This is a genomic window from Vibrio sp. QJM3NY_15 (assembly GCF_057785995.1).
Window position 1 is genome coordinate 2,800,829 of record NZ_CM173517.1, and the last position, 11,879, is coordinate 2,812,707.

At 45.0% G+C, this 11,879-nt stretch carries 11 protein-coding genes; all 11 read right to left on the reverse strand.

Features of this window, described 5'->3' with window-relative positions; translation table 11 throughout:
• Window positions 1–56 precede the first annotated feature (56 nt).
• The 11 genes from glnB to AC3CKG_RS12495 all read right to left on the reverse strand — a co-directional run bounded on the left by glnB (window position 57) and on the right by AC3CKG_RS12495 (window position 11,853).
• Complete coding sequence (glnB, locus tag AC3CKG_RS12445) at window positions 57–395, reverse strand: nitrogen regulatory protein P-II (protein ID WP_004738609.1); 339 nt, start codon at window positions 393–395, stop codon at window positions 57–59.
• A 130-nt stretch (window positions 396–525) separates the two neighbouring features.
• Window positions 526–837: a c-type cytochrome gene (locus AC3CKG_RS12450; protein ID WP_004734334.1), complete on the reverse strand. Its 312-nt coding sequence runs from the start codon at window positions 835–837 to the stop codon at window positions 526–528.
• Between the two features lie 59 nt (window positions 838–896).
• Window positions 897–2,237 carry a tRNA lysidine(34) synthetase TilS gene (gene tilS / locus AC3CKG_RS12455; RefSeq protein ID WP_488528416.1) on the reverse strand — a complete coding sequence of 447 codons (1,341 nt, stop codon included), beginning with the start codon at window positions 2,235–2,237 and terminating at the stop codon, window positions 897–899.
• A gap of 124 nt (window positions 2,238–2,361) precedes the next feature.
• A complete protein-coding gene (accA, locus tag AC3CKG_RS12460; RefSeq protein ID WP_017107195.1) occupies window positions 2,362–3,321 on the reverse strand; it encodes an acetyl-CoA carboxylase carboxyl transferase subunit alpha in 960 nt (319 codons plus the stop codon).
• A 45-nt stretch (window positions 3,322–3,366) separates the two neighbouring features.
• Window positions 3,367–6,846, reverse strand: coding sequence for a DNA polymerase III subunit alpha (gene dnaE, locus AC3CKG_RS12465; RefSeq protein WP_102267696.1), 3,480 nt, complete (start codon window positions 6,844–6,846; stop codon window positions 3,367–3,369).
• Window positions 6,847–7,005: 159 nt separating this feature from the next.
• Window positions 7,006–7,626 (reverse strand): ribonuclease HII, encoded by a 621-nt coding sequence (gene rnhB / locus AC3CKG_RS12470; RefSeq protein WP_488529248.1) that lies wholly within the window; start codon window positions 7,624–7,626, stop codon window positions 7,006–7,008.
• 33 nt (window positions 7,627–7,659) lie between these two features.
• Entirely contained in the window at window positions 7,660–8,856 is a 1,197-nt protein-coding gene (gene lpxB / locus AC3CKG_RS12475) for a lipid-A-disaccharide synthase (RefSeq protein ID WP_488528417.1), read from the reverse strand.
• 123 nt (window positions 8,857–8,979) lie between these two features.
• Complete coding sequence (gene lpxA, locus AC3CKG_RS12480; protein ID WP_017107191.1) at window positions 8,980–9,768, reverse strand: acyl-ACP--UDP-N-acetylglucosamine O-acyltransferase; 789 nt, start codon at window positions 9,766–9,768, stop codon at window positions 8,980–8,982.
• A 1-nt stretch (window position 9,769) separates the two neighbouring features.
• Window positions 9,770–10,222 (reverse strand): 3-hydroxyacyl-ACP dehydratase FabZ, encoded by a 453-nt coding sequence (gene fabZ / locus AC3CKG_RS12485; RefSeq protein ID WP_017107190.1) that lies wholly within the window; start codon window positions 10,220–10,222, stop codon window positions 9,770–9,772.
• Between the two features lie 93 nt (window positions 10,223–10,315).
• Window positions 10,316–11,347: a UDP-3-O-(3-hydroxymyristoyl)glucosamine N-acyltransferase gene (gene lpxD, locus AC3CKG_RS12490; protein WP_017107189.1), complete on the reverse strand. Its 1,032-nt coding sequence runs from the start codon at window positions 11,345–11,347 to the stop codon at window positions 10,316–10,318.
• Between the two features lie 5 nt (window positions 11,348–11,352).
• The gene (locus AC3CKG_RS12495; RefSeq protein WP_029223473.1) at window positions 11,353–11,853 is read right to left on the reverse strand and encodes an OmpH family outer membrane protein; all 501 of its coding nucleotides are present in this window, start codon (window positions 11,851–11,853) and stop codon (window positions 11,353–11,355) included.
• Window positions 11,854–11,879 lie beyond the last annotated feature (26 nt).

The following is an 11,879-nucleotide window of genomic DNA, read 5'->3' on the forward strand; positions in this document are numbered from 1 at the left end:
ACCCTACCAGAAATGAAAAAGGAGCGATAAACGCTCCTTTTAGGGTAATAGTTTTTTTATACGGCGTCTTCGTCTTCTTCGCCAGTACGAATACGTACCACACGTTCAACGTCAGTAATGAAGATCTTACCGTCGCCGATTTTACCAGTTTGAGCCGTTTCGATAATGGTATCAACACATTGGTCAGCCACTTCGTCGGTCACAACAATTTCCAATTTCACTTTAGGTAAAAAGTCGACCATGTACTCTGCGCCGCGGTATAGCTCAGTATGACCTTTCTGTCGTCCAAAGCCTTTAACTTCAGATACTGTCATACCCGTAATGCCCACTTCTGCAAGTGCTTCACGTACATCATCAAGCTTGAATGGCTTAATAATGGCTTCAATCTTTTTCATGTTCATCCCTTAAACTGTGCGAATAGGTCATTATCGGTTAGCTATAGTAAACATTCAATGAAAAAAGCCAGAGCTTTAAAGCTCTGGCTCGAAATTTATCGTCTTGTTTAATCAGCGCTTTGAGAAGGTTTTACTTAAGGCTTGCGTAGTAAGCGGCTAGATTTGCGATGTCTTCATCACTCAACATAGAAGCTTGAGCCTGCATTACAGCGGCCAAACCACCATTACGCTGTTTTGTTTTGTACGCATTGATTGATGAAACGATGTACTGCTCGTTTTGTCCTTTCAGGTTTGGGTAACCCGGAATCATAGCGATACCATCAGCACCATGACACGCCGCACAGATCGCTGCTTTAGCTTGACCTGCAGCAACATCACCCGCCAGAGCGTTACCACTCAATAGTCCAAATCCAAGAACTAATCCTAGTGTAATTTTCTTCATTGCATATTCCATTAATTATTTTTATTAAAGTGACGTCCGAATTGTGACACAAACTTTTTCTACTTGCTCCAAAGCGCTTCACAATCTTGACCTTCGTAGTCCTTATCTACGAATAATCCTAAAACAGCGATCACTCGATCACCATCCATTAATATGGGTGTTCTGCGTCTTAACCAACTGGGTACTTGGTATTCCTGAAAGAGCTTCTTGAGCTTTCTGCTATGCCCGCGCCCGACAGGATGAGCCGAGAGCCCTTCAGGGTTAAAAATAACTCGTAGTGATTCGCTTGTCTTCGACAAACTAAAGCTTTGCGAATCACAGTTATGAGTAACAGAATCACTCGGTAATGAGTTTAAGTGGATCTCACCTAAACCATCAGGTAATAGTAAATTCTCATCAATCAAGATTTCACTTACCCAGTTCGACAAATCTTTGGTGTCTTGTACCAAATAGAGCTGATTATTAAAGCGCCTAACCTCAACATCATTCAACACCAGCTTAGGATTGGCATCTGCCTGAGAACAAGCCACTTCATCCCAAATAAGTTTTAGCTGCTTTTGGCTTGGCATCGGTTGATTACAATGGCTGATCCACATTCTGATCAAACGTGCTCGTAACAAATCAGAATGCTGAGATAACGCCTCAATGCTTAAGCTCTTACTGTTACTGCCTACCAAAGCTTGCAGGAAGTGTGATTCAAGCAACTCATCGAGCAATAACTCTTGCTCTGCGCAAAGCTGAGCACTGCGACTTACCGACTCGCGAAAACTAGGCCAGCGCTCAGTCAGCGTTGGCGTTACTTGATGGCGAATAAAGTTACGGTCAAAACGCAGATCCTGATTACTCTCATCTTCGACCCAAGTTAACCCCATGTCGCGCGCAGATTCTTCTATATCCGCTCGAGTCACTGACAGCAAAGGCCTCACAATAAACGCTTCGCCAAACGACATCACTTTCGCCATTGAAGAGAGTCCTTTCGGACCACTACCACGTTTTAACGCCAGCAAAAAAGTCTCAAGTTGATCGTCAATGTGTTGGCCCGTAACAAGCACATCGCCCTGTCTGATGTGCTGCTGAAAAGCTTGGTAGCGAGCATCTCGAGCAAGCTTTTCAACGCTCTCACCACAGTTGATATCCAACGAGACCCTTTCTACTGCTAACGAAACCGACAAAGCATCACACCATGTTTGGCATTGTTCTACCCAGTGGTCGGCGTTTTCGCTTAGGCCATGATGAACATGTACCGCACGACACTCAATGCCATGCGTTCGCGAGTACTGCGCCGCTAACTCTAACAAAACTCGAGAATCAACACCGCCACTGAAAGCCACGATCAATCGACTAGGCTTGAGTGCGCTTTGATGAAGTACCGATGTGAAGGTTTCGATTAAGTGAGTCATGAGCGAGTGAACCATGAGAGTAGGTTTGACGGGGGAATATTCTAATAATAAAAAAGGGTTGGCACTGAGTCCAACCCTTTCATCATCTTGTTACTTGAAGCTGCCTCATTTCAAGGCACACTTATCAGCAGTAACCGTAGCTCATTAGGCGTTGGTAACGACGCTCAAGAAGCGATTCGTTGTCAAACTGCTCTAGCTCTTCTAGCTGTTTAACTAGCATGTCTTTCATGTTCTGAGCCGTTTGTACTGGATCGCGGTGTGCGCCACCTAGAGGCTCAGGAATGATTTCGTCGATAAGTTCTAGCTCTTTCAGGCGAGGAGCAACTAGGCCCATCGCTTCAGCAGCTTGTGGTGCTTTATCTGAATCACGCCACAGGATTGAAGCACAACCTTCTGGAGAGATTACTGAGTACGTAGAGTACTGAAGCATGTTCACGTAGTCGCCAACACCGATCGCTAGTGCACCACCAGAACCGCCTTCACCCACAACGTTACAGATAACGGGAACTGAAAGGCCAGCCATTACTTTAAGGTTCTTTGCGATCGCTTCAGATTGACCACGTTCTTCAGCACCAACACCTGGGTAAGCACCCGCTGTGTCGATGAAAGTAATAATTGGCATGTTGAAACGCTCAGCCGTTTCCATTAGGCGAAGTGCCTTACGGTAACCTTCTGGTTTTGGCATGCCAAAGTTACGGATCACTTTCTCTTTAGTCTCACGACCTTTCTGGTGACCAATAACCATAACAGGACGACCATTTAGACGAGCCATACCACCCACAATTGCTTTGTCGTCAGCGTAAGCGCGATCGCCCGCCATCTCTTCAAATTCTGTGAAGGCATGCTCCAGGTAATCTTTTGTGTACGGACGTTGAGGGTGACGAGCAAGTTGAGCTACCTGCCACGCACCTAAGTCACTAAAGATTTTCTGTTTAAGCTCTAAGCTTTTTTTCTCTAGTTGTTCAATTTCTTTGTCTAGATCTACCGCTGTGTCACCACCGTGACGCGAAACGTCACGTAGCGCTTCGATTTTTGCTTCAAGTTCAGCGATAGGCTTTTCAAATTCTAGAAAGTTCAGGCTCATCTATGAATCCTTGTTGATTCAGCTCCACAATCATGGAGCTAAATTTTAGTTAAATTCGAGTTCTACTTGGCTATTTCCAAGCAGCTGTTTTAATTCGTCTAGTAATGTATCACTTGGCGTCACACGCCATTCTGTGCCCAATGTTAACCGCGCTCTAGCGTCGGCACGCTGGTAGTATACATTGACTGGGACCGTTCCGGCTCTATAAGGTTCTAAGATTTGACTAAAGCGTTCAAAAAATTGACCATTAATTTGGGATTGGTCGATAGATATCGACACCCCACGAGCATATTTCTCACGGGCGCTTCCTAAGTCCATGACCTCGCGCGCGGACATTTTAAGCCCACCATTGAAATCATCAAAGCTGACCTGTCCAGAAACGACCACTATTTTATCTTTTTCGAGCAATTCAGCGTAGCGATCGAGCGCATCAGAGAACAACATCACTTCCATTCGTCCCGATCGGTCGTCGAGGGTCATCAAACCAATTCGAGTTCCGCGCTTCGTGGTCATTACCCTAGCAGCAATGACCAAACCTGCAATCGTTAAAGACTGATCACGACGCGTCGGCGTCGCATCTTTCAAGCGACAGCTGGTGTATTTCGCGAGCTCTTTAATGTACGCATTAACCGGGTGACCCGTTAAATACAAACCTAACGTTTCACGCTCACCTTCAAGCCAAACCTTTTCAGGCCATTTAGGCACTTGAGTATACTTGTGTTCCACCTCTTCCGGAGCGTCAGTCAAAACACCAAACATATCCGATTGACCAAAAGACTCAGCGTGGTGATGTTGGCTTGCCGCCTTAACCGCATCTTTCAATGAGGCCATCATCGCTGCTCGGTGAGGACCTAATCTATCTAAGGCGCCTGACAGAATCAACTTTTCAATAACACGTTTGTTGACCTTCTTCAGATCAAGACGTGCACAGAAGTCGAATAAATCTTTAAAGTAACCGCCTTTATTACGCGCTTCGATAATGGCTTCAATTGGGCCTTCACCAACCCCTTTAATCGCACCGATGCCATAAACAATCGCGCCATCTTCATCGACATTAAAGCGGTATAGGCCCGAGTTGATGTCAGGTGGAAGGAGCTTGAGCTTCATACGAAAACACTCATCGACAAGGCCAATAACCTTCTCGGTGTTATCCATATCCGCGGTCATTACTGCCGCCATGAATTCCGCAGGGTAGTGTGTTTTCAACCACAGTGTTTGATAAGAAACCAGTGCGTATGCAGCCGAGTGAGATTTGTTAAAGCCGTAGCCCGCAAACTTCTCTACCAAGTCAAAGATCTTCATGGACAGTTCGCCATCAACACCATTGGCTTCAGCACCTTCTTTGAAGGTACCACGCTGCTTTGCCATCTCTTCAGGCTTTTTCTTACCCATCGCACGGCGCAGCATATCAGCTCCACCAAGCGTATAACCCGCAAGGATCTGAGCGATTTGCATTACCTGTTCTTGATACAGGATGATGCCGTAAGTCGGTTCTAGTGTTTCTTTTAACGATTCGTGTTGCCACGTTTCATCAGGGTAAGATACTGCCTCTCGTCCGTGTTTACGGTCGATAAAGTTATCTACCATGCCTGATTGCAGAGGGCCCGGACGGAACAAGGCCACCAATGCGATGATATCTTCAAAACAGTCGGGCTGTAGACGCTTGATCAGGTCTTTCATACCGCGAGATTCCAGTTGGAATACCGCCGTCGTTTCTGAATTCTGTAATAGGTTAAATGACGCTTGATCATCCAGAGGAATCGATTCGATACGAACCGGATCTTTCCCCTCTTTCGCTAAGCGAGGGTTTACTAGGCCTAACGCCCAGTCAATGATTGTCAGTGTACGTAGACCCAAGAAGTCGAACTTAACCAAGCCTGCTGTTTCTACGTCATTCTTATCGAATTGCGTTACCGGGAAGTTGCCTTCCGCATCGGCATAGATAGGTGCAAAGTCGGTAATCGTGGTGGGTGAGATCACAACACCACCCGCGTGCTTACCTGCGTTTCGCGTACAACCTTCTAGAATTCGACATTTATCAATAAGCTCACGAACTTCTTCATCACCATCATAAAGTTCAGGTAATGCAGGCTCAGCGAGGAATGCTTTCTCTAGCGTCATACCCGGATCAGGCGGAACCAGCTTAGATATTCGGTCAACAAAGCCAAATGGGTGGCCTAACACACGACCTACATCTCGAATTACCGCTTTCGCCGCCATTGTACCGAAGGTAATGATCTGAGAAACAGCATCACGACCGTACATCTCGGCTACGTGGTCAATAACTTGGTCACGTTTATCCATGCAGAAATCGATATCGAAATCGGGCATAGATACACGTTCTGGGTTCAAGAAACGTTCGAACAGTAAGTCGTATTCAAGTGGGTCAAGATCGGTGATATCCAATGCGTAAGCCACCAAAGAACCGGCACCGGAACCACGACCAGGACCTACTGGCACGTCGTTATCTTTTGACCACTGGATGAACTCCATTACGATCAAGAAGTAACCTGGGAAACCCATGTTATTAACAACTTCTAGCTCGATTTTAAGTCGCTCATCGTATTCAGGTCTGCGTTCAGCACGAACTTTTTCGTCAGGAAATAGGAATGCTAAACGTCGTTCAAGACCTTCTTCTGATTTCTTAATCAGGAAGTCTTCAATCGCTAAACCTTCGGTCGGGAAGTTAGGCAAAAAGTATTCGCCCAATCGAACGGTGACATTACAACGCTTAGCGATCTCAACACTGTTTTCCAGAGCTTCAGGAATGTCTGAGAACAGCTCACACATCTCTTCTTCGCTACGTAGATACTGCTGTGGGCTGTAGTTTTTTGGTCGACGTGGATCAACCATGGTAAAGCCGTCGTGAATCGCCACACGAATTTCATGGGCGTCAAACAAGTCTTCAGAAATGAATACCACTTCGTTGGTCGCGACAACTGGCAGGTCTTCTTGCTCGGCTAGTTCCAACGCAAAGTGCAGATAGGACTCTTCATCCGGACGTCCTGTACGGATCAGCTCCAGATAAAATCGGTCGGCAAAGTGTGTTTTGTAAAACTCGACACTACTTGCAACCAACTCTCGGTTGCCTTTCAGCAACGCCTTACCAATCTCACCTTCTTTCGCACCCGATAAAAGAATCAGGCCTTCGGCATGTTCAATCAGCCACTCTTTATCAATTACTGGCTGATGCTGTACGTGACCACGAAGGTAAGCTTTTGAAATCAATAACGTTAGGTTGTTGTAACCTTTGTTACTCGTTGCAATAACGGTGAGTTTGGTCAATTCGTCGCCAAACTCAGGAGACTGCATCAGGAAGTCAGCACCAATAATTGGCTTAACCCCACACCCATGGGCTGTACCGTAGAATTTCACCAAACCACATAGGTTAGTAAAGTCGGTCAGTGCTAGAGCTGGCATACCCATCTCAGCAACTTTCTTAACCAGTGGTGGTACCTTTGATAGGCCATCCACCATAGAAAAGTCACTGTGTACGCGAAGGTGAACAAATTTTGGATCTGACATTATTTTTCCTGAGTTCTAGGCTTGAGCCTAGGATTACAACTGTGTGTATTCTATTTTTTTCTACTGCAAGTAGGCAACTTTATTCGATAGCCGGTTCCAATCAATAGGCAGCCACTATCAATAGGAAGCCGGAGCAATATAAAGTTTAATCAACGCACTCTAATCAATGCCAAGAACACGTTTTACTGGCTTAAAGCTTTTGCGGTAATGCTCAGTTACACCATGTTTTTCAATCGCTTCGAAATGCGCTTTGGTCGGGTAGCCTTTATGTTGAGCAAAACCAAACTCTGGATGGAGTTTATCTAACTCTTCCATCTCTTGATCACGAACCACCTTAGCGATGATAGACGCTGCGCTGATTTCAGCAACTCGCAAGTCCCCTTTCACAATCGCCAAACCATCCATAGGTAATTCTGGAACACGGTTACCATCGATCAGAGCCATGTCTGGCTGGACGCTTAGCCCTGCGATAGCTCGCTGCATAGCAACCATGGTCGCTTGTAGAATATTTAACTCATCAATTTCTTGCGGAGAGCAACGACCCACCGACCATGCCAGTGCTTTCTCTTTTATCTCAGGAAGCAATGCAAGACGTTTCTTCTCTGACAATTTCTTTGAGTCGTTTAAGCCTTCAATAGGGTTACTGGGGTCGAGGATGACGGCCGCAGTCACGACATCACCGACCAAAGGACCACGACCCACTTCATCCACACCAGCAAACAACTGGTAACCTTGAGGGTATTCAAACGGAGGAAGCTCTTTTTTCTCTTTTACTGCCATCATTATTCTCTTAGTGTTCTGAAAACAAGCGTTTTATAACTCAACAAATGGTCGGTTAATCAGTTTCAATACCGCGTTAGCCGCTTGTTTATCCGCGTCTTTACGGATCCAGTGATGCATTTCAGTAAAGCGTTCAATCAATGGCGCATTGTCCGTTGAAAGCATCTTGTCGACCGATGGGAAAAGGTAATCTGGGTGACACTCTTCAAGAATGTGTTCTTTTACGATTTCTTCACCCGCTAGGATATTCGGTAACGAAACAAATTCTGTGATCGACAATTTCTTCACGATATAGCCGGTGAGCTTGTTGACTTTGTAGCCTACGACCATCGGCCGCTTAAGTAACATACATTCAAGCGCAACGGTACCAGAAGCCAATAGAACGGAGTCGGAAGCGGTAATCACGTTTCTCGCAGTATCTTCCACTAGTGTGAATTCCAACTCAGGTGCCGTCGCTTGCCATATCTCGATAAACTGTTTTTTACGCTGTTCATTAACCAACGCAACAACAAAGTTAACATCAGGATATTTCTGCTTAATGCGTTGACAAGTCTCGATAAATGGCTGAGCAATCAAACTCATTTCACCACCACGACTACCCGGCAATACCGCTAGCCACTGCTTATCTTGATCAAGACCTAAAAGCTCTCGAGCGTCTCGTTTACTCGGTTCCAAAGGAATCGAGTCTGCCAACGTGTGGCCAACGAATTCACAGGCAACGTTATATTTATCGTAGAACGCTTTTTCGAACGGTAGGAAAGCCAATACCAAGTCGGTTGCTTTATCGATTTTAAAGATACGCTTTGGACGCCAAGCCCATACTGAAGGACTCACGTAATGCACCGTTTTGATGCCAGCATTCTTAAGATCTAACTCAAGTCTCAGGTTGAAGTCAGGCGCATCAATACCAACAAACACATCGGGTGGATTTTGAGTGAAATACTTCACCAGTTCCGCTTTCACTTTAAGTAAGCGAGGCAAACGTCCAAGTACTTCAACCAAGCCCATCACAGCAAGCTCTTCCATTTCGAAAAGAGACTCACAACCAAGGGCTTTCATTTTGGGGCCGCCAATACCGACGAATTCTGCATTTGGATATTGTGATTTAATCGCTTCTATAAAGCCTTCACCCAGTGTGTCGCCAGAAAGTTCCCCAACAACGATACCCACACGCAGTGGTTCGTTCGAAACAAAATTCGAGGTGTTAGTTTGTGTATCTTGCTGTGCCATAGTTTTCCCTTCTCGCCTAAAGCAAAAAAGACCGCCTAATGAGTAGCGATCTTTTTGTTATACCAATCTGATTAAGTAATTATTGTCATACTTGCGCTGATTGGTACACAATCACATCAAGTATTAACGAATAATACCGCGCTCAGAGTTCTCTAGCATTTCTAGCATAGGAGTAACCGAAGTAAACTCTTTTGCCATTTCAACTAAAGCCGCTTTCGCTTCTTCAAGTGTTTTACCTGAACGGTATAACTCTTTGTACGCTTTCTGTAGTGCACGAATCTCTGGTTTCTCAAACCCGTTACGCTTCAAGCCAACAAGGTTCAAACCAAATGGCGCTGCGTGGTTACCTTGAGCAAGTACATAAGGGAGTACATCTTGAACAACCGCAGAACAACCGCCAATGTACGCATAAGCGCCAATTGAACAGAACGGGTGAATCGCAGACAGTGCCATTACGCCAGCGTAATCGCCAACCGTCACGTGACCGCCAAGGATAGCGTTGTTACCAATGTGAGTGTGGTTTCCAACGATTACATCATGCGCTACGTGAGCGTTTACACAAAGTAAGTTGTCGTCACCAATCACTGTGGTTGCTTTGTCTTGAGTCGTACCACGGTGGATTTGAACGGCTTCACGAATCACGTTGCGATCACCGATCACTACTGTTGTTGCTTCGCCGCCATACTTCTTGTCTTGGTTTTCTTCACCAATCACAGCGTGTGGGAAGATACGGTTTTCTTTACCAATGGTTGTGTGACCTTTAATCACAACGTGCGACATAATCTCTGTGTCGTCACCAATAGTCACAGTACCAGCAATGTAAGTGAAAGGCCCAACCGTCACGTTAGCACCGATAGTTACATCACCTTCGATTACTGCTGCCGGGTGAATTTTCGCTGTTTCATGAATCATATTAAAACTCTCTACGAGCACATTTAAGTTCAGCTGAACACACTACAGCGCCGTCAACTTTAGCCACACCGTTAAATGATGCAATGCCACGACGTTCTTTTAGGAACTCAACTTCGATAACCAGTTGGTCACCAGGTACCACTGGCTTACGGAATTTTGCTTTATCAACACTTGCGAAGTAGTAAAGTTCGTTACCAGAAGGCGCACCAAAAGATTTAAATGCAAGAAGACCTGTAGCTTGAGCCATTGCTTCTAAGATCAACACGCCTGGGAATACAGGAAGCTGTGGGAAGTGGCCTGTGAACTGAGGTTCGTTAACAGAAACATTCTTAATCGCGGTCAGTGTTTTTTCTTTTTCAAAGCTAGTCACACGATCAACCATTAAGAATGGGTAGCGATGAGGTAATAGTTCCTGAATTTCAGTAATGTTCATCGTTGTCTGTTCAGTAGTCAAAGTCGTATTCCTATGTATATTCTTTATTTAATTAGAAGGATTATAAACGAAAAAGACTCGCTGTACGCGAGCCTTTTATTAGAAATGCTGGAATTATGATTCCGCGCTTTTCTCGATAAGTTTTTCAACGGTTTTCAAACGCTTGTTCATTTCATCAATACGATGAACTCGCGTCGCTGTTTTACGCCAGTCTTTATTTGGCTGTAAAGGAATACCAGATGAATACATACCTTTCTCAGTGATGCTGCGCATTACCATCCCCATACCGGTGATTGTAACGCCGTCAACGATTTCAATGTGTCCATTAATCACACAACCGCCACCAATAATACAGTACTTACCTATCGTAGTGCTGCCAGCCACAATAGTACCACCAGCAATTGCCGAACCATATCCGATGTGAACATTGTGAGCTATTTGAAGTTGGTTATCTAAGATAACGTTGTCTTCAATCACTGTATCGTCCAACGCACCACGGTCGATGGTCGTACACGCGCCAATTTCTACGCGGTTACCAACGCGAACCGAACCGACTTGAGGGATCTTAACCCACTCGCCTTTTTCGTTCGCATAACCAAAGCCATCAGAACCAATCACTGTGCTTGATTGAATCAAACACGCAGTGCCAATGATCACTTCATGATAAATACTTACATTAGCCCAAAGCTTAGTGCCTGAGCCAATTTGAGCATTCTTACCAATAAAACAACCAGCACCAATGATCACGTCATCACCAAGGACAACACCAGATTCAATCACAGCATTTGCACCAATAGACACATTTTGTCCAATGGTTGCATCACCGGAGATTGAAGCTGAATCAGCGATAGCCGCAGCCGGTGCAGGAGTAATGTCCAGCGCTTGAGCAACTTTAGCAAAAGCAACATAAGGGTCATTAACCACAATTACATTGGTTTTACACAGTTCGCGTTCACTCTCTTTAACCATAATAGCGGATGCTTTACAGTCACCTAGGTGCTTGCTGTACTTCACGTTAGAAAGGAACGTAATATTTCCTTCTAGCGCTTTATCCATAGGAGCAACCGCTGAAACAGTAATAGTACCGTCTCCGTGTAGCTCTCCCCCGGTAATCGTTGCCAATTCGGCTAAAGTCAGATTCTTCATAAAACTTATTTCAGTGCTTTAATTACTTTCTCAGAGATGTTGTATTCTGGCTTGCCATATTGCAGAGCTTGAATATCAACAATCATGTCGTAGCCTTCTTTCTCTGCAACTTTTGTTACAGCATCTTGAATCACTTTGAATAGCTTCTGCTTCTCTTGTGCTTCACGACGTTGGCTTGCTTTTTCTAGTGCTTGAGCTTTGATTTTGTACTTGCTGTCCAATTGACCAACTTCGATACGAAGTTTTTCAATTTCATCAGGACCTAGCAATTCGCCATCACGCTTAAGCTTTTCGATCTTGGTCTTAGCTTCAGCTTGGATGCTTTGAAGCTCAGCCGCTTTATCTTTGAACTCTTCCTGCATTTTTTGAAGAACAACTTCACGCTGAGGTAGAGCCTGGAATACTTGTGCAGTGTTTACATAACCCACTTTTTGCGCAGCTTCTGCAGCTGTTGCAAAGAAAGAAGAGCTAAGAACTACAAGGCCTAAACCTGCTGCTTTAATCATATTTTTCAAAATATTGTCCTTTAAAT

Coding starts and splice junctions, on each gene's coding strand:
- dnaE (WP_102267696.1), bottom strand. CDS start 6,846: ATGTCAGATCCAAAATTTGTTCACCTTCGCGTACACAGTGACTTTTCT.
- rnhB (WP_488529248.1), bottom strand. CDS start 7,626: ATGGCAGTAAAAGAGAAAAAAGAGCTTCCTCCGTTTGAATACCCTCAA.
- lpxA (WP_017107191.1), bottom strand. CDS start 9,768: ATGATTCATGAAACAGCGAAAATTCACCCGGCAGCAGTAATCGAAGGT.
- accA (WP_017107195.1), bottom strand. CDS start 3,321: ATGAGCCTGAACTTTCTAGAATTTGAAAAGCCTATCGCTGAACTTGAA.
- AC3CKG_RS12450 (WP_004734334.1), bottom strand. CDS start 837: ATGAAGAAAATTACACTAGGATTAGTTCTTGGATTTGGACTATTGAGT.
- tilS (WP_488528416.1), bottom strand. CDS start 2,237: ATGACTCACTTAATCGAAACCTTCACATCGGTACTTCATCAAAGCGCA.
- glnB (WP_004738609.1), bottom strand. CDS start 395: ATGAAAAAGATTGAAGCCATTATTAAGCCATTCAAGCTTGATGATGTA.
- AC3CKG_RS12495 (WP_029223473.1), bottom strand. CDS start 11,853: ATGATTAAAGCAGCAGGTTTAGGCCTTGTAGTTCTTAGCTCTTCTTTC.
- lpxD (WP_017107189.1), bottom strand. CDS start 11,347: ATGAAGAATCTGACTTTAGCCGAATTGGCAACGATTACCGGGGGAGAG.
- lpxB (WP_488528417.1), bottom strand. CDS start 8,856: ATGGCACAGCAAGATACACAAACTAACACCTCGAATTTTGTTTCGAAC.